This is a genomic window from Ralstonia sp. 25C (assembly GCF_051904805.1).
GTDB lineage: Bacteria > Pseudomonadota > Gammaproteobacteria > Burkholderiales > Burkholderiaceae > Ralstonia.
Window position 1 is genome coordinate 1220198 of sequence record NZ_CP196737.1, and the last position, 17044, is coordinate 1237241.

15 protein-coding genes are annotated in these 17044 nt (G+C 62.0%); 4 read left to right on the forward strand and 11 right to left on the reverse strand.

Annotated elements, in window-relative coordinates:
* Nucleotides 1–6: 6 nt before the first annotated feature.
* Nucleotides 7–783: an RNase A-like domain-containing protein gene (locus ACS7SF_RS05680; RefSeq protein ID WP_439892702.1), complete on the reverse strand. Its 777-nt coding sequence runs from the start codon at nucleotides 781–783 to the stop codon at nucleotides 7–9.
* 637 nt (nucleotides 784–1420) lie between these two features.
* On the opposite strand from ACS7SF_RS05680, the gene ACS7SF_RS05685 reads away from it, so the two are divergent.
* From ACS7SF_RS05685 to ACS7SF_RS05700, 4 genes are read left to right on the forward strand one after another with little or no spacing between them, the layout of a single operon-like run.
* Nucleotides 1421–1816 (forward strand): VOC family protein, encoded by a 396-nt coding sequence (locus ACS7SF_RS05685; protein ID WP_439892076.1) that lies wholly within the window; start codon nucleotides 1421–1423, stop codon nucleotides 1814–1816.
* Between the two features lie 58 nt (nucleotides 1817–1874).
* The gene (locus tag ACS7SF_RS05690) at nucleotides 1875–2354 is read left to right on the forward strand and encodes a cupin domain-containing protein (protein WP_426394833.1); all 480 of its coding nucleotides are present in this window, start codon (nucleotides 1875–1877) and stop codon (nucleotides 2352–2354) included.
* 42 nt (nucleotides 2355–2396) lie between these two features.
* Nucleotides 2397–3095, forward strand: a complete 699-nt coding sequence (locus tag ACS7SF_RS05695; protein WP_439892077.1) for a helix-turn-helix transcriptional regulator — start codon at nucleotides 2397–2399, stop codon at nucleotides 3093–3095.
* A gap of 11 nt (nucleotides 3096–3106) precedes the next feature.
* A complete protein-coding gene (locus ACS7SF_RS05700) occupies nucleotides 3107–4216 on the forward strand; it encodes a TPM domain-containing protein (RefSeq protein ID WP_439892078.1) in 1110 nt (369 codons plus the stop codon).
* A 1-nt stretch (nucleotide 4217) separates the two neighbouring features.
* On the opposite strand, the gene ACS7SF_RS05705 is transcribed toward ACS7SF_RS05700, so the two are convergent.
* From ACS7SF_RS05705 to ACS7SF_RS05750, 10 genes are all read right to left on the reverse strand, one after another.
* Nucleotides 4218–4856: a hypothetical protein gene (locus tag ACS7SF_RS05705; RefSeq protein ID WP_439892079.1), complete on the reverse strand. Its 639-nt coding sequence runs from the start codon at nucleotides 4854–4856 to the stop codon at nucleotides 4218–4220.
* Between the two features lie 78 nt (nucleotides 4857–4934).
* Entirely contained in the window at nucleotides 4935–8681 is a 3747-nt protein-coding gene (locus ACS7SF_RS05710; protein WP_439892080.1) for a pilus assembly protein, read from the reverse strand.
* 71 nt (nucleotides 8682–8752) lie between these two features.
* Nucleotides 8753–9367, reverse strand: coding sequence for a pilus assembly PilX family protein (locus tag ACS7SF_RS05715; RefSeq protein ID WP_439892081.1), 615 nt, complete (start codon nucleotides 9365–9367; stop codon nucleotides 8753–8755).
* A gap of 2 nt (nucleotides 9368–9369) precedes the next feature.
* The gene (locus tag ACS7SF_RS05720) at nucleotides 9370–10614 is read right to left on the reverse strand and encodes a PilW family protein (protein WP_439892082.1); all 1245 of its coding nucleotides are present in this window, start codon (nucleotides 10612–10614) and stop codon (nucleotides 9370–9372) included.
* Nucleotides 10611–11036: a type IV pilus modification PilV family protein gene (locus ACS7SF_RS05725; RefSeq protein WP_439892083.1), complete on the reverse strand. Its 426-nt coding sequence runs from the start codon at nucleotides 11034–11036 to the stop codon at nucleotides 10611–10613. The genes ACS7SF_RS05720 and ACS7SF_RS05725 overlap by 4 nt, the downstream gene beginning before the upstream one ends.
* A 46-nt stretch (nucleotides 11037–11082) precedes the next feature.
* Complete coding sequence (locus ACS7SF_RS05730) at nucleotides 11083–11745, reverse strand: pilus assembly FimT family protein (RefSeq protein WP_439892703.1); 663 nt, start codon at nucleotides 11743–11745, stop codon at nucleotides 11083–11085.
* On the reverse strand, nucleotides 11745–12266 hold the full coding sequence (locus ACS7SF_RS05735; RefSeq protein WP_439892084.1) for a type IV pilin protein: 522 nt from the start codon (nucleotides 12264–12266) through the stop codon (nucleotides 11745–11747). The genes ACS7SF_RS05730 and ACS7SF_RS05735 overlap by 1 nt, the downstream gene beginning before the upstream one ends.
* 341 nt (nucleotides 12267–12607) lie before the next feature.
* Nucleotides 12608–13114, reverse strand: a complete 507-nt coding sequence (locus tag ACS7SF_RS05740; protein WP_439892085.1) for a glutathione peroxidase — start codon at nucleotides 13112–13114, stop codon at nucleotides 12608–12610.
* A gap of 87 nt (nucleotides 13115–13201) precedes the next feature.
* On the reverse strand, nucleotides 13202–16429 hold the full coding sequence (locus tag ACS7SF_RS05745) for a pilus assembly protein (RefSeq protein ID WP_439892086.1): 3228 nt from the start codon (nucleotides 16427–16429) through the stop codon (nucleotides 13202–13204).
* Between the two features lie 32 nt (nucleotides 16430–16461).
* Nucleotides 16462–17043: a pilus assembly PilX N-terminal domain-containing protein gene (locus ACS7SF_RS05750; protein ID WP_439892087.1), complete on the reverse strand. Its 582-nt coding sequence runs from the start codon at nucleotides 17041–17043 to the stop codon at nucleotides 16462–16464.
* Nucleotide 17044: the final 1 nt, after the last annotated feature.

Sequence of the window (17044 nt, forward strand, 5' to 3'; positions counted from 1 at the left end):
CCATCTTTATATTTCAAGATATGCCGTCAAAATATAATATGGCATCCCGTTATATATTTCACGTTTCAAAAACATTTTCACCTTGCGCATTTTCACAAACGCCCCGGTTGCACGGACGACCCCGTAGCCAACGTCCACGCCTACGTCGTGGACAATCTCCAGTTTACTTCCCGATGACTGCACCCAAGCTTTGATACGCATGGCATCCGCTTTCATGGCCTGTGAAATAGCCCACTCGGCTGCTTTCATATCTCGGAAGGACGAAGCCACTTTGATTTTGGTTTCAGCCTTTAATCTGGCTCGCAATTGTTGCTCGGTCCGACCAACATGCTTGGCAATAGTGTGTCCGCCAATTGAGGTCCCGACCCTGGCCTCATGTTGCATGAGACTGATCCGGCCCAACTGAATGCTGGTCGCCCGCACCGCACCCACCATGCTCGACAGGCCTACTGGCACCGCAATATCCAATGACAGTCCAATATTGTCGGCAAGATCAGGGCTCACCCGCATCGTTTCGGCCAGCTTTGCCGTGCCTTGCTGAACCAGCGTGCGCGTGTCTTGGCCTGTCCAGATTTGCTTGAGGCCGGTGCCAGCAACGTCTGAGCCATGTACGCCAAATACGATGCAACCAACCTTGCTCGTCATGGTGGGCTCGGGCAGGACGCACAGCGCGGCGGCCCCTGTCATTTCCAGCACGCCACCCACCAGGCTCAACCCACCCCATAGGCGGTTGGATAACGTAGCTTCTTGGCTGAGTGACTCTCCGGCCAGCACGGCCGCCATTTGCACCGGTGAAAGAACTACACGAACGCCCTCTTGATCCGCTTGCGACATCGGCTTGATTCCAACAGGTTGGTAGGAAGCCACATGCTATCGAGGTGCATGTCTTCGTCAGGCACTCGCAACAAAAGACCATGTTGAACCGTGCATCTGCCAGGCGCTGGCGCGCGGCAGGTTTTGCATCTCGGGCGATGGCCAGAGCAATATTCACGGCGTCCGAAATCGCGTTCATGCAGCCTGGACCGTCGTTCATGACTCTTTTTTGGGCATGAACGCCTCCCCAACTGGCATTCACGCCCCTCTGATTGGCGTTGATGCTGCTTTTTTAGACATGAACGATGCGCGGACTGGCGTTCACGACCGCCAGACAGCCGTCAATGCCGCTTTTTTAGGCATTAACGGACCGCAGACTGTCGTTATCGAGCCTTGGACTGTCGTGAATGCTGCTTTTTTATGCATTCACGCGCCGCAGACTTGCATTCTCGGCACTCCGGTGTGCATGGACGGACCCGCGCACATCGTCAGCCCCCCTCCTGAATGCTCCTGACAGAACGCTGTCAGGAGCCCCCCGCCAGAATTCGCTTCACCTTAACGAGACAGGTTTCCCCCAACCACCTGCCTCACCAACTGGAGCGACATCATGGCAAGCGTCATCAACTGGTTTGAAATCCCCGCCAACGATTTCCCGCGCGCGGTGAAGTTTTACGAGAACGTCTTCGACACCCAGCTCAAGCAGGAAGACATGGGCGACCTGACCATGGGCGTGTTCCCGGCGGGTGAAACGACCATCCACGGCGCGCTGGTCAAGGGCGAGGGCTTTGCGCCGTCCGACAAAGGCAGCGTGATCTACCTCAACGCGCCTGACCTGGATGCCGTGCTCGAACGCGTGAACGGCAGCGGCGGCCAGTGCGTGTTCGGCCCGATGACGCTGCCCGACCACATGGGCCGCATCGCCCACATCGTCGACACCGAAGGCAACCGCATCGGCCTGCACGAGCCGGATGCCAAGACGCAGGCGTACCTACTCCAGCAGTAACGCCCCGCAGGCCGGCGCGCGGGCGTCGGCCTGACTTACCGAGACAGAGAAGAACACCATGCCGAGTCAGTCCCCGTATCTCATGCGCGCCGCCGACATTGCTGCGCGCACGCAGTCGTTTTCACACCCCTGGAACAGCCTGTCGGAAATCCACGGCACCATGATGGGCCGGCTGCTCGGGCTCAAGCGCACGGGCGTGAATTTCGCGCGCGTGCCGCCGGGCAAGGAGTCGTTCGTCTACCACTCGCACCAGCGTGAAGAGGAGTGGATCTACATCCTCTCGGGCGAGGCGCAGGCCGAGATCGATGACAGCATCTTTACCGTGCGCGCGGGCGATTTCATGGCCTTCCCCGTGGGCGTGGCGCATCACCTGCGCAACTGCGGCAAGGACGATCTGCTCTACCTGTGCGGCGGCGAGCATCTGAACATCGAGATTGCCGATTTCCCCCGGCTGGGCAAGCGAATGCTGCGCCGTGGGGAGCAGGTGGATGTGGTGGATATCCACCCGCAACGCGAGCTGACGCCCTTCGGCGCGTAGGGATACAACATGCGGATTGCGCGCGGCAAGAAGGCCACTACAATGCCGCGCATGACCCGCCGCGCCGACCGCCTCTTCCAGATTGCGCAAATCCTGCGCGGCCGCCGTTTGACCACGGCGGCCATGCTGGCGGATCGCCTTGGCGTGTCCGAACGCACGGTGTATCGCGACATCCGCGACTTGTCCGTCTCGGGCGTGCCGATCGAAGGCGAAGCGGGCATCGGCTACCGCATGCGCGCCGGTTACGACCTCGCGCCGCTGATGTTCACGCCCGACGAAGTGGAAGCGCTGGTGGCTGGCGCGCGGATGATCAAGGCGTGGAGCGGCGGCACCATGGCTGGCTCCGTCGAAGCGGCACTGGAGAAGCTGATGGGCGCCCTGCCCGCCGAGCGCCGCGCCGAAGCCGAGACCACGCGCATCTTTGCGCCCGGCTACGGCATGGGCAGCGAGGTCAAGCAGGTCTTCGACACGCTGCATGCCGCGCTGGGCCGCCATGCCGTCGCGCGGCTTTCTTACCGCGACGCCCAGGGCCAGTTGACCGAGCGGTGCATCCAGCCGCTGGGGCTGTTTTTCTGGGGACAAGTCTGGCTGGTGGCCGCCTGGTGCGAGCATCGCCAGGACTATCGCACCTTCCGCCTCGACCGCTGCGTGAAGGTCGACATTCTGGAGCGCCACTTTGCCGAATCCGCCGAGCGCTCGCTGGCGGATTTCATGCGCAAGGTGCGGGGCGCATCCGACTAACCGGGATACCGATGTACCGTTCACCCAACGCGCCCAACCCGCGCGCCAGCGCAGGCGTGTGGCTGCCATTTCTGATGTGGCTGCTTGGCACGCTGGCGGCACTCTTCACCGCCACGCCCGGCTTGGCGCAAACGCAGCAGCCGGTGCCGGCACTGGCCCGCCGCGTGACGGATCTGACAGGCACGCTCGACGGCAGCGTGAGCACGCGGGTCGAACGCAAGCTGGCCATCCTGCAAGAACGTACCGGCGCGCAGATTGCCGTACTCATTCTGGATAGCACCCAGCCCGATCCCATCGAAGCCTATGCCGTACGTGTGTTTGAGGCGTGGAAGCTCGGCCGGCGCGGCGTGGACGACGGTGTGCTGCTGGTGGTCGCCAAGCAAGACCACAAGATGCGGATTGAAGTGGGCTACGGCCTGGAAGGCAGCATCACCGATCTCAAAGCCAGCCGTATCAACCGGGACATCATGGCACCGGCCTTTCGCCGGGGAGATTTCCACGACGGCATTGAGCGCGCCGTCGATGCACTGATCGAACTGGTGCCGGGCTCGGGCGCCCCCATCACCGTCAGCGATGCGCCGCCGGTTCCGACGCCCACGCGGACTGCGCCAGCGGGGCACCTCTCCTACGAAGCGTTCGCGCTGCTGATGGCCATCCTGATCGGTGCGCCTGCCGGGCCTGCGCTGGCAGCACGCCCATCGCGTTGGCTCTGGCTGCTGCCGGCCATTGCGGTCCTGTGCGCCATGCTGGCCGGCAACATCGACGGGGACGAGTGGACCAGTTGGCTGCTCGCCTTGCCAATGACCGTGCTGACAAGTGGCGCGATCAGTGCCGCCCTCTGGCATACGTGGAATAAATGGCGCCGGTTGTCGCCCTCCGTCCCTGCTGCGCCGAAGCGCAAAGCCGCTCGCAAAGCAACTCGCCGACCAAGACGGCAGCAACGTTCCGGATCCGATGACGACAACACGTCGGCCGCCTATGTGTGGGAGACCGAGCGCGAGCGCAGCAGCAGTGGCAGTAGCGGCAGCTACAGTTCGGACTCCAGCTATTCGAGCGACAGCGGCAGCCACTCCGGCGATGGCGGTTCCAGCGGCGGCGGTGGCTCGTCAGATAGCTGGTAGGTCAGGACGCCAACGCGGGCCGGCTGCCCTGACCAGAAGGCTCGATCTGGAATTGCAGCTCCCGCACCGCGGCCACATCCGCGCCCAGACGCTTGGCGGGAACGAAGCGTGTCTCCATGAGGATCAGAGCGAGCCGGGCTGCGGCAGCGTGATTTCCGTCACTGGCGCTGACGATTTCGGCACGGGCAACGGTGCCATCCCGGTCGATATACACGCGCACCATCATGGGCGACGCGTCTGTCACCAAGGCCATCACGTCCAGCAGCTCCAACGAGCTTGCTGGCAAGGCCTGCCGGTCTACTTCCGTTGAGGTGTAGAACCGGACACCATCGATGTCTTCGGAACGGGGAATCCCGGGCGTCGCCCCTTCCTGCGGAAGGCGCGCCTCGGTGGGCAAGCTGGGTTTCTGTGGAATGCCGAAAGGCTCCGGCGGCGTGGGCGTAGGATGCGAACCCGTGCTGGGTTGACCGTTGCCGATCGCGACCTCCCCCGTGGAAGGCATTGGAGGGGCGACCCATACCAGCCGGAGATCGGCGGGCTGGTTGTTCCGCACCGTCAGCGGCGTCCACAAGCCCGCAGCATGCAGGAGGGCCAAGTGGCCCACCGCAGCAACGGTGCAGACGATCCAGAGGCGCTTCATCCAGCCGATCCCTTATTGGGCGTTGGCGCCACGCGGGTGCGCGGCGCCTTCATCGTCCAGTTACCGTTTCAGTCGCCGTCAGTCCGCCGTGGGGACTTCGCGCCAGTTGATCTGGCGGATCGCCTGCACCACCGTCGGCACCAACGGCACGGAGTTGATCGCGCTGTTGTCGGTACCCGCCTCCAGGCGCACAGAGCCATTGACGTTCAGGTAGGACAGATCCACCACCAGGCCGCCACCGGTGTAGTACGGCTGCAGCACGCCCGTACTATTGACCACGCGGCTGATGCCCGTACCGATGTCCAGCGAGAACACGCGGTTGCTGCCGGACGGGTTGCAGGCGTCACCGTTGGGCAGGTTGGCGGCAAACGACACCGTACCGAAGTTCGACACCGGGGCCACGTTCACGCGCTCCGCCACGCCGTTGGACGCCTGGCCGAGGTCGATGTAATAGCCCATGACCGACGCCGGTGCGCTACCGATGCCCTTCAACAGATCCGTGTCCGAATTGAGATTGCTGCGCTGGATCGGGAACGTGACACCGCTCGGCAGATCGGTGCTGCTGTTAAAGCGCTGCACCACGCCGTCATAGATGACATAGAAGCTCTGCGTCTGGGTGCTGGCGATATCAGTACTGCCGAGCAGTCGGCCGGTCCCCACCATCACGTAGCGCTTGAGCGAGTTCGGCTGGATCTCGATCAGCGGCGGCGTCGTCACAGGTTGTGCGTTGCCGCTCGGGTCCGTCAGCTGCGCAATCTTGGTCGGTGCCGGATAGGACGCAGGGGTGCCCGTGAGATCGAAACGCCAGACGTTGCCCAGCAGATCGCCCGCGTAGATCGAGTCCGTGGTATTGTCGGTGTAGTCGGCCACATAGGCAGACGCGTAGGCCAGACCGGAGGGCGAGCTTGCGGAACCGACGCCCGTCGAAATCGACTCCAGCAAGGCGCCGTTCGTCGGGTTCAGGATGAAGAGCCGACCCACGCCATCGGCGTTGTTGTAGCCCGACGGCACCGCAACGATCCAGCCGTACTTCTTGGTCTTCGCGACGATCGGGTCACCATAGGTGAAGCCCAGGGTGCCCTGCAACGAGTTGGAGGGGCCGCCGAACTCCCACATCACCTTGCCCGCCAGTGCGGTCTCGGTAGTGATCGTCGTGGGGTCCGTAATGTCGAGTGCGTAGTAGCCCTTGCCGCCCTTGCCCAGGCCGCCGATCAGAATCGTGTGCCAGTCCGAGGTGCTGGATGAACTGGGCGTGGCTCCGCCTGCGCGAGCGAGGTCAACGTCGAATGCCTGCGGCGTGGCATCCACCATGGCATGGTGGACGAAATTCGTGCCCGCCCGACCCAGGGATGCCAAGCCATTGACCGTCGGCGTACCCGTCGGTCCTTGGTAGAGGAAGCTCGGCACATAGGCAAACAGTTCATTGCCGCTGGTGGGCTGGCCAATCGTGCCGTCAAACGCATGCATCATGCCGTCGTTAGCGCCGACGTAGACGACCGGGTTGCGACTGGCGTAGGTGCTCTTGAACGATGAATAACCTGGGTTGGTCGCGCTGGACAGCACGGCGATGGGCGGGCCTACGGCATCGACCTTCGAACCCACGATATCGCCCAACAAAAAGGCACGCTGGCGATAAACCGCCTTGCCGCTCGTGCCTTCATTGGTCTGGTCTCCACGCAGGTAATTCAGGAAGTCCTGGTTGTTCCAGTTGGTCACGGCCGAATTGCTAAGCGCGCTCCGGTTGGCCGTCGTCAGATTCGCGAATCGGAACGGCACACCCTGTGCATTGCCGACTGTGTTGCTCGTGGCAATCAGGCGTGATGTACTCGATTGGCTGCCCAGCTTTGCCTGCGCGGACCATGCCTGAGTCTGCGTAGGCAGCCCGGTCTTGGCGTCAAAGCTGAGCGTACTGCCGATGACATCCCCGGTCCAGGTCGAGGAATTGTAGGAAGCCGAATATCCAATGTTGCCGGTCAGGCTCACGTTGGCGGAAGAGACCGCGAGTGCCGTCGTGGCTGCCTGAATATCGTTGGAGATGTTCTGGAAGGCCGTGTTCAGGCCATTCACCATCAAGTCCGCCTGACCCGCCAGATAGTAGTTGTCCGGCATCGGCTTGCCGCCGGGGTCGGTATTGCCGCTCGCATTCCAAAGCGACTGGGCCAACGCCGTGGTGTTACTCATGTTGTAGTTGCTCGGGACACTGAAGCCGCCGTACTTTGCGGCCAGCCAGAACTGATTCCGATACTTGTATTGCTGGTACTCCTGCACATCCAGCCAGTAGGTGGAGATGGTCTGGATCTTGGACTTGTTACCCAGGCCGTCCTTGAAATCGTTCGGCCGGATGTCGCGCACGTGCGAATCGTAGGCAAGCCCGGCCATCAGGTAGGTGCTGTTGTCACCCGCTGGCGACGCCGTGTTGAGGTTAGCCAGGCCCTCCATCTTGCCCACGAGGCTGGTCGCGGAATCAACGTTGACCGTGGTATCTGCAGAAACCTCCGGAGGCAGCGCGGGCTCAAGGGCGCTATTGATGGCCGTACTACCCGGCAAATTGGCATCCGCATGGGTATTGACGTCGCCAATGCCAAGTATGTAGTTCTTCTGGCAGGAATAGAGAATGGGATCCTCCCACTTCTGACCCTGAATCACCGGGAAGCCGTCAATATAGGTTGTTGTGGTGCTGGCGCTAACGCTATTACCGCTGGCATCGTGCGTTACGTCGGAATAGACGGCAACGTCCCCTTGCTTCTTGTAGTAGCGAATGCCGGCGTAGTACAACTCACCCACCGGGTCAAACGTTTTGTAGGTGTGGGAAGTCGACCCGAACTTGTTGAGGTAGTTCATGACCCCGCTGTTGCTAACGTTGCTCGCGGAAGCATCATTCGGGTTCGGATTGGTGATCATTGTGCCGTCTGTCGCACTCCACTCGGCCAACGCGTTGGTCGTGGGGCTCTTGCCCGGGACTGGTTGCGTGGGCCCAATGAATTTCATGTTTGCGCGCAGCACCCCGCCATCACGCAGCTTGTCCGAATCATTGATGTATCCGAACGCACCAAAACGAATGCGCTGCGAGTACTGTTGCATCAGCCCTTCCGGCTTGTAGTTGCTGCCGTACTTCGTGCAGTTGGTCTCCAATTGCGACGGGTCGCACACCTTGACGCGCACGATGACGGACCACACCTTTGAGGAGTCTTGCGACGAGCCGGAACTGTAGGTATTGACCCTGTCCGAATCCAAATTGCCACTTTGGGTGAAATAGAGCTTATTGCCCGCACCATAGATGCGTACGCTGAGGCTGCCCCAACTGAACGGCGTAACTGATGACACACCGCTGCCGATAGTGCGATTCGGCGTTTCACCGGAGCCACCCTGACCAGACGCCCAGGCCTTCTCAAGCACGGTCAGCGATGCCGTATCCGTAACGCGGTAGCCGCCCGTCAGCGCCCATCGAAACGGGTCGATGGTTTGCATCGCCGCCCAGTTCAGGAACGCGCCGGCCCAGTAGTTCTTGCCGGTCGCACACTGGAAATTGCTATCCGCTGCGGCGGCCGGCACGAAATAGTTATTCGCATCGGTGTTGGCGTCGTACTGATAGGTGTAGCACTTGAGCGGATCGAAGTACCCCAGGTATTTGGTCCCCGCCGCATAGCTACCGACGTACGCAATGCTGTTGGCAGTCGGATACTCCACCGACAGCGAGAGCAGCAGATTGCCCGGCACCGACACGGAGCTGAACAGCGGCTGGTCGGCCAGATCGGTTTGTGCCGCCGACACCAGCATCGCAGGCAACAACAAGGCGCTTGCAAGCAAGCTACGCAGGAAAGTCATAACGGAAGGGCTCCGCGAAGCGCTGGCCTTCCAACCTCGGTCACGAGTGGGATGCATGGCAGTTCAGCAACTCAGAGAGAAACAGTGGTCTGGAGGTAGGTCTGGGTACTACGCGGCCCGTCGACCCGCACGCTGATACGGTAGACGGGCACCGAAGGCGGCTGGGCCTGACCACGGTATGGCAGGACAGTCCCGCCCTTGGCCGAGCCGATCGAACTCACCACGCAAGCATTGGATGGGTCGGTCGAGCCTGTCGCGGTACAGAGCCGGTCGATCATGTAGTAGATGGTGATGCCGTCACCGCCGTTGATCTTCGTATTGAGGACTGCGGTTGCCAATTCGACCAGGTTGTCTGGAACACCGTGCTTGTCCGTGGTCTGCATCGTCGCGTAGTAGCCGCTCGCAGCCTGGTCGCTCTGGCGCACCGCCTCCGAATTGAGCGCACCACTTGTTAGAGCAGCCTTGGCGGCAACGATGCCCAACTCACCACGGTTGGTCATATCCCGCTTGAACGCGAGATTGCCCGCATTGAGCAGCGCGGCATCGGATGAGCGAAACAGCGCGACGGTACCAATGGCCAGAATGACCACGGCAATCAGCGCAATCAGTAGAACAACGCCGGACTGACGCCGACGCAACGCAAGGCGCGAGGCGCGACCCGGACGAACGTTTGGTGTGATCGGCATCGTCAGCGCTGCAGCAAGGTGTTGCGCAAGGGAATCGTGGTTTCCAAGACGCGGTAACGATAGTTTTGCTCGTCGCCCTGGAGCTTCCGGGTGTAGGTCAGCCCCGGCACATCGGCAAACAGCACAAGCGGCCCGGGGCTGACCACGCCCGTTGCAGTGGCGGCGCTGGCATTCCCAACCAGTTGCTGTGCGCGCTCCGGCAACGACGTCCGCAGGATCAAGGCAATCCGCACCGCCTTGATCGCATAGAGATTGGCCGCCGCAGTCTGCGAGCCGTTGGATAGCGTCACCGCATCGAATGCGCCCGTCGGGGCTTGCCAGGTGACGTTGCCCGTGTTGTTCGGATCGATGCCGTACAAGGCGTGCATTTCCATCACGCCATCAGCAAGCGGGATTGCGTTAGTACTGCCCCCCGATTGCAGCAGGTCGTAGAACATCAAAGTGTTATTGGCACCCACGCCGTACACGCCAAACGCCGGCAAGTTGCCCCCGCCGACATTGCCAAGGTTCATGGCCACGCCTGTTGCGGAGACGCTACCCGCGTTGCCGTCCGCACCCACTGAGGCGTCATAGGTACCCGCCAGTGGCAGCTGTACTGCAACGCTACCGGTAAAGCCAGTCTTCACCTGCCCGATATAGCAGGGTTGTACGTTGCCCGCCGTGTTATTGCGGTCCGCCACCAGCACGAGGTTGCCCGCATTGAAAGTCATGGTGTTGATCAGGCTGAGAGTCACTGCGCCTGGGGTAACCGTCGGCGCAGTATTGGAAAACTCAGTCGGAATCTCACCATAGCCGGCATTGCCCGCCATCGTGATGATCGCGTCGGAACTTCCTGCAGGCAGCGTCGTGCCGTTCTGCACGATCAATAGCGGCGCCAACCGGAACCCACCCAACTGCGCCGACAGTTTGTCAAACGGCGCAGGGAGACTCGCCGGAGACGGGAGAATTTGAGTGCCGTTCAAATTAACGTTGAGGCGGCAACCATAGGTCAGCGGCCAGTTCTGCGAATAGCCCGACCCCGCACTGCGAATCGCCTTGTCTAACTGGTACAAGGCGAACACGCCGCTTTGGTTGATATCGTTGACCGACATCGTGGTGCGCTTGCGCCCTTCCGACACACTCATCAGGCCAAACACCGCACCCACGATAACCATGCTGACGACGAGGGCCACCATCAGCTCAATCAGGCTGAGGCCAGTCTGGCGGGCGGCGCGCAACGGCCGCTTGGTTGAAGTTCGGGCGATCACGGCAGCACCACCTGCGTCACGTACTTGCTCGTACTGTTCATACCGGCGGTCGCGTTAACACCGTGAGACGGCGCCTGCCACGTGATGGTGATCGTCGCGATATTGGTCGTGTTATCGACGGACACCGTACCCGCACCATTGGGCAGACCGCCCAGACCGCTGCCTACGGGACTCGAGGCGGTGGCGCTCCGGTAGCTCACGTTGGTGCCAACCATCGTTTGCCACGCAGCGACTGATGAGGCCGGTAAATTGATCGTGTGGTTTTGCCACATCATGCTCGCGAGCTCATTGGCGAGCAGAGCCGCCCGATTGCGGTCCTCGGCATCCAGCGACACCTGCGAGGCCCGGACCTGTGCCATCACCATGGCCATCAACGCCACAGTCAGCAGCAACATCGCAATCAGCACCTCGACGAGCGTCATTCCGCTCTCCGATCGTCGGTTGCGCCTGGCCCTGTTCGAAGCGGGGTTATGCGCACGCATCTGGACTACCTTGCGATAGAGACTTTTTCGGATCGCACACACGGATCAATCCGCCGAGGCTCACGTTCACATTCAGCGCCCGCGCAGACGGGAACCGGCTGTTCGTGATGGTGTAAGTCACCGTGCCGGTGGCAGGAACTGTGCAGTTGTACGTGCCGTCATTCAGCGTGGTCAGCCGACCCAATGAATTGAAGCAGATCGCAGCCTGCTGCGGCGCGACGCTAACCTGCGCGTTGGGCGCAGTCGCACCCAGCGCACCGCTTTGAACCATCAGGTTGGTATTGACGTCCGTGCCGTCGACCGGCGTCGCGGTCGTGTTGTTGAGCTTGTTGGCAAGCGGGTTCGCGATGACCGTCACAACCCAGTACTTGCCACTGACTTGTGCTGCCGCTCCGGCAGTCACTGCTGTTGCACCGGCGGCTGGCGCACTGTTGGTCAGCACGAACGCCACTTGTCGATGGCGGCGTGTGGCTTCGGCTTGTGCCACGCGTAGTCCGTTCTGCAGAGACTCGGCCGCAGTGCGCACCTGCGCATCCTGAATCCAGCTCGAAAAACTGGGCGCCGCCAAGACCGCCAGAAGGCCAAACAGGGAAACCGTGACGAGCAATTCGACCAGCGTGAAGCCGCGGCGCTGAGCGCCGACGCCCATCAGCACGACTGGCCTCGTTTGGTTACCCAACAGGTCGTGGAAGTGTTCCAGCCGCGGGGCGCCGCAGTCGTCGCCTGAACGTTTGCTTCATTGACTGTGTAGGTGAAGCCGGTCGTTGTTCCGGAGCCCGTGGCAATCATCGCGTAGCTATTACCGTTATTCGTGATGTTGCAAGCCAACGAAAACTCGGCCACAGCCGAAATCGCCTGACAGGGTGGGGTGAACGTCCCGACTGCGGCGTAGGTGCGATTGTCTTGGTAATACTGCTCCATCTGCGCGCGAATACCCGCGAGCATGTTGGTCACGTTGGCCAGCTTGCCACGCATGACGTAATCCGTATAACTGGGATACGCAATCATGGCCAGGATGCCAACGATAGCCACCGTGATCATGAGTTCGACAAGCGTGAACCCCGAAGCGCGCGCAATTGCCGGACGCAGCCGCCCTCTTCTCGCTGAAGAGAGACCTGCTACATCGGAGTTGCGCGGCACGCTTGCGTTGGAGCAGAGCGGCGCGGACATGTCAGTACCGCCGCAGAATGATCGACGGCGAAGGCGTGACTTTGACCCTGTGCATATAGCCCCCCGGCTGCTTGAAACGACAGACGCATCTTCGTGAAAGATGCGCCATTCCCGATTACCCGATTACGTTCTTTTGATTCTTCTGCCTGTGATATCGGCAGATACGGCTTCAAGCCTTAACGCTCGCAATCATGGAGGAAGCGGCCAACCAGTGTCAATAGCCCCCAGCCGATACGTAATCGTCACTTGTTGGGTCGATGCAACCCGGGATTCGCGACAGTTCGAATCGTCAAACTCTGCGGGGGTTCGCCCTTTGCACGCCGCCAAGTCGCTTTCAGGGCTCAGAAGGCACGGGTGGGATCGGGCTCTGCCAGCAGCGTTTCAATATCGCTGGCGATGTCTTCCGGCTTGGTCAGCGGCGCGTAGCGCTTGTAGACCGAGCCATCGCGGCGCAGCAGGAACTTGGTGAAGTTCCATTTGATGGCGCCGATGCCGAGCACGCCAGGCTTCTCGGCGGTCAGCCACTTGTAGAGCGGATGCGCGTTCGACCCGTTCACGTCGATCTTGTCGAACATCGGGAACGACACGCCGTAATTCCTCTCGCAGAACGCGCCGATCTCGTCCGCGCGACCCGGTTCCTGCTTGCCGAACTGGTTGCACGGAAAGCCGAGCACTTCCAGGCCCTTGTCGTGCAGCTGTTTGTACACGGCCTCCAGCCCGGCGTACTGGGGGGTGAACCCGCACTTGCTTGCCGTATTCACGATCAGCAGGACTTTGCCTTTGTACTGCGACAACGGCACGCGCTGGCCCGTCAGGGAATCGGCTTCGAATGCGTAGACGTCGCTCATGGCGTTCTCCGGGTGTCGGCGGAAACAGGGGCGCTCCGCGCGTGGCTCGAATTGTAGCGGCCCGCGCTGGGCGGGCCGTTGGAGACGCTACTTGTCGGAGTTGGAGTACCAGAAGGTGCGCTTGCGCTTACCAAGGCCGGTCGGGGTGACCTTGACCGGCGCCAGTGCAGAACCGCCGCCGCCCGTTCCGCTTTGGTTACCGCAGCCAAAGCACACCGGCACCGCCGACGTGCCGCCACCGTTGTTGACCAGCACCACGCCATACACGGAGGAAGGCGGGAAACCGCCGCCATCGAGCACCACGGATCGATTGGTGTTCTGGCCCACGCCCGTCAGGAAGCTGACCGAGTAGGTGCGGGCGATGCCCAGGTTCGGGTAGCACGCGCCAGCACTGGGAACGGCGGGCGTATTGGTACCGAACGTGGTGTAACCGGCCACCGTGAGCGGGGCGTTCACAACCTTCTCCCCCGCGTTAGGCAGTGTGATGTAGAAGCCCGAACCGAGCCCGGTATAGGCCGTGGAGGTCGCGTCGACGAGGTTCGCCTCGGTCAGCGGCGTCCAGCCTGCAGGCATGGCCCCGAGGTTCGGGTCCTTGAGCATGTAGAAGCGGTTGACCACGTTGTAGGCCGTGCCCGGCGCAGAAGACGCCGAATACAGTGGGTGCTCACGATCGCCCGTACCCGCCATGACGGCGTTGAAGCCCGACGTGGGCACCACATCGGGCGCGTAGAAGAACTTGCGCGCGTTGTTGGTATTGGCTGCGCCGCCCAGCGTGGCGAACAGCGTCAGCGTCCAGTTGGCGGGGGCGTTACCGGCGGCGGGCTGGAAATCCACGCGCCAGATGTTGCCGCCCACATCGCCCACGTAGGCCATCTGGATATAGCCGCTGCCGGTGCGGTCGACCACCGTGACATCGGAGGCGATCGAACGGGTCAGGCCGCTGTTCTTGACGCACACGCCGGCCACGCCAGCGCAGTTGGCCAGTGCGCTCCACACCGGCGTACCGGTATAGGCATCGAGCACCACAATGCCGCGGCCCATCGTGTCGGAGCCGGGCGCGGGGTCGCTGTCTTCCGAAGCGGCGTCGTAGCCGGCACCCATGATCAGCAGCGGATTGGCGTAGCCCGTCGCACGCATCAGGCGCGGCTTGGACCACGTCTGGCCCAGTTCCGGAATATCGCTATTGCTGCGCGACCACAGATAGCGCGGGTTGAGCGGGTCCGTCACGTCCATCGCGTAGACGAGGCTGCCACCGCGCCGCGCAGTCAGGTAGATGATCGTGCGCGGGCTGCTCGCGTTACGTTGGTCCTGCATGACGGTCGTGCTGCCGTCGAAGAAGTCGTCGCGTGGGGTGGGCGTGGGCGTGATGCCGTTGGGGGTGGTGGAGAGCTTCACCTCCGGGGAGTTGGCATACAGGCGGCTCAGCTTGCCGATGAACTCGGGCGGAATGAAGCCCCACAACTCACCGCCCGGGCGCACGCCATTGATACCCATGGTCTGGTTGCCGTTGATGGCGTGGAAGACCCCGTCGTTGGCGCCGTAATACACCACGACGCCCGTGGTGCCTCCGTAGTTCACCACCACCGGACGCGAATGCAGCACGTCACCGTGGATCGACGGCCGAATCGTCACGGGCGAGCCCGGCCCCGTCTCCGCTTCCTGCCCGGCTACGGTAGAGCCGTCCAGTGCAAAGACATCGCGACCGCGCACCCAATTGATGAAGTTGGTTTGCTCGCTCGATGTAATGGTGGGTGCGCCGTTGGTACCGTTGTACGAATTGATCGCGTTCAACCCTGACGTGCCAGCGAGCCAGGTGTTGGACGTGTCGAAAGTGGGCATGGCCTTGGTGGTGGAGCACGTGCCCACACCATTACAGGTCAGCAGAGTCCGGCCGGTCTGGCTGGTCAGGAATTGGGCTCGCAGCATTTCGCCGGCACCGCCCTTCTCCACCACCTCGCCGTCGGGCGAATCGAATGCCCACCCCTTACTGGACGGACTGTTCTGCCAGAAGCCGTTGGCCGGCCAGTTGCTCAAGCTGCTGCCATAGCCGCTGGAACCGAACGAGAGCGGCGGGTCCGCCGTCCAGAAACTCACGGCATTGGGCGACATGAAACCGGTGCCCGCATTGCTGAGCGCGGCTTTGCCGACCGCATCCACCAGTTGGAGGTTGCCGTTCGTGTCGTACCCAACTTGGTACTGCTTGAGGTTGCCCATCCAGCGCGGTGCGGCGCTGGCATCGGGGCGGAACATGCCGATGTAGACCTGGTTCAGGAACTGGCCTTGCGTATTCACGGCGGCCGGCAAGCTGACCGATGCAAATACGCTGTTCACCGCCTGGATTTCATTCAGGATCGACAGCAATGCTTCTTGCAGTGCCTGCACGTCCCCCAACTGGACGGTGTAGGCCTTGCCGCCGCCGTTGGTGGCCATGCTGTTGTCGAAATTGACGTAGTCCTGGTTCTTGCCGTCCGTCACCGTGATGGCGTAGGTGATGACGTTCTGCGGGTTGGCAGTGTTGGCCGTGCCCTGCAGGTCGCTCTGGTACATGTAGCGCGCCCACTCATCGCCCCAGTTGCCTGCGTACTTGCTGTTGATCGAGATCTGCGACAGTTGCGCCGATGTGGGCGTGGGCACCGCGGCCGCCAGCGCGTTGTACATCTGCGTGTCGCTCTCGGCAGGGTGGCCGCTGTTGGTGGCGTTGCCGATATAGATGACGAAATTGCGCTGGCACGGGTTGGTGATGGGCGACGTGTACTTGGTGCCCGACAGCCCCGTCACGCCGGTGTTCTTGTAGCCGGCATAGAACGCCCAGGCCTCCTGCATGGCGCCAGAGGTCTGCACGTTGTTGCCGTTCAAGTCTTTCGGGAACTGGTTCTGCATGTAGGACAGAAGGCTGTTCACCCCGGCGCTGTCCATCAGTTGCAGCGTCTGCGATGACCTCGGGTTCGCGCTCGGGAAGGTGAACAACCCACCGGGGCTCTTCGGGTCGAACATCATCAGGCCGAGGTTGACGTTGCCCAGCAGTGCTGCGTTGTTCGCGATCGACTGTGCGGCGCCATACAGTGCGCACTGCTCTGCGCCGGAGCTCTTTGTCGGGTTGGCAACGGTCAGACCCGTGGCATTGCACGTAAAGCTGGCATTGGCGTCGGAGTTGGCGCCATCGTCAAAGACGATCAGCACGTTGGGCTTGCCGGCGTTCTGCTGCAGGCCGGTGTACAAGTCGATGTCTTCGGCACCCGCTGGCTGAGCGGCGCCCAGCACAAGCGCGAGCGCAGCCGCGGCGGTCAGGGCAAGTCGTTGAGCAATGGAGCGCATGGTGATTCTTCCTGGCTGTGTAGCGGTCAGGCTTAGGGGCAGGCGGTACCGGTCAAGACGCGCACGGCAACGCCTTGATGCAGTGTGGTGTTGACGCTTGTCGCGTTGGCATCGTTGACGCTGGCGGCCACGTCCCACTGCGTTGCGCTGCAGTTCGACATGCCGCCGGGCGTGCCGGCGGCGGTCAGGATGCCGGTGTCCGAGTTGTTGTTGACGCCGCTGAAGCATGAGGAATCCGCGGCGTAGTTGGCGTTGGTGGGGTCGGTCGTCAGTTGCGTATCGGCAATCTGTTTGGTTGCCAGGCATTGAGGCGCGGCCACTTGCGCGGTGTAGTCGGGCTTGCCGTCGCCGTTCACGTCCACCGGCACGCTGGTGGCGACGGGGTTGGCCGTGAAGTCTTGGCTGATGACCTGCTCGATGCCCTGCTGCGCAGCACCGCGCGCCTCCACGCCGTACTGTTGGTTGGCCGCGATCTTGGTGTTGATGACGCTCGAATTCATGATCATCACGACCACGGCCATGAAGATGGCCAGGAAAATCAGCGTGACAACGAGGGTCACGCCCGATTGTTGCGCGGACCGGCGTGCCGATTGGCGTACCACTAAGCGCCGCATG

Bases quoted from the DNA above. Each gene is read 5' to 3' on its own strand.
- ACS7SF_RS05680 (WP_439892702.1), bottom strand. From the start codon at position 783: ATGGCGGCCGTGCTGGCCGGAGAGTCACTCAGCCAAGAAGCTACGTTA.
- ACS7SF_RS05685 (WP_439892076.1), top strand. From the start codon at position 1,421: ATGGCAAGCGTCATCAACTGGTTTGAAATCCCCGCCAACGATTTCCCG.
- ACS7SF_RS05690 (WP_426394833.1), top strand. From the start codon at position 1,875: ATGCCGAGTCAGTCCCCGTATCTCATGCGCGCCGCCGACATTGCTGCG.
- ACS7SF_RS05695 (WP_439892077.1), top strand. From the start codon at position 2,397: ATGCCGCGCATGACCCGCCGCGCCGACCGCCTCTTCCAGATTGCGCAA.
- ACS7SF_RS05700 (WP_439892078.1), top strand. From the start codon at position 3,107: ATGTACCGTTCACCCAACGCGCCCAACCCGCGCGCCAGCGCAGGCGTG.
- ACS7SF_RS05705 (WP_439892079.1), bottom strand. From the start codon at position 4,856: ATGAAGCGCCTCTGGATCGTCTGCACCGTTGCTGCGGTGGGCCACTTG.
- ACS7SF_RS05710 (WP_439892080.1), bottom strand. From the start codon at position 8,681: ATGACTTTCCTGCGTAGCTTGCTTGCAAGCGCCTTGTTGTTGCCTGCG.
- ACS7SF_RS05715 (WP_439892081.1), bottom strand. From the start codon at position 9,367: ATGCCGATCACACCAAACGTTCGTCCGGGTCGCGCCTCGCGCCTTGCG.
- ACS7SF_RS05725 (WP_439892083.1), bottom strand. From the start codon at position 11,036: ATGACGCTCGTCGAGGTGCTGATTGCGATGTTGCTGCTGACTGTGGCG.
- ACS7SF_RS05730 (WP_439892703.1), bottom strand. From the start codon at position 11,745: ATGGGCGTCGGCGCTCAGCGCCGCGGCTTCACGCTGGTCGAATTGCTC.
- ACS7SF_RS05735 (WP_439892084.1), bottom strand. From the start codon at position 12,266: ATGTCCGCGCCGCTCTGCTCCAACGCAAGCGTGCCGCGCAACTCCGAT.
- ACS7SF_RS05740 (WP_439892085.1), bottom strand. From the start codon at position 13,114: ATGAGCGACGTCTACGCATTCGAAGCCGATTCCCTGACGGGCCAGCGC.
- ACS7SF_RS05745 (WP_439892086.1), bottom strand. From the start codon at position 16,429: ATGCGCTCCATTGCTCAACGACTTGCCCTGACCGCCGCGGCTGCGCTC.
- ACS7SF_RS05750 (WP_439892087.1), bottom strand. From the start codon at position 17,043: ATGCGGCGCTTAGTGGTACGCCAATCGGCACGCCGGTCCGCGCAACAA.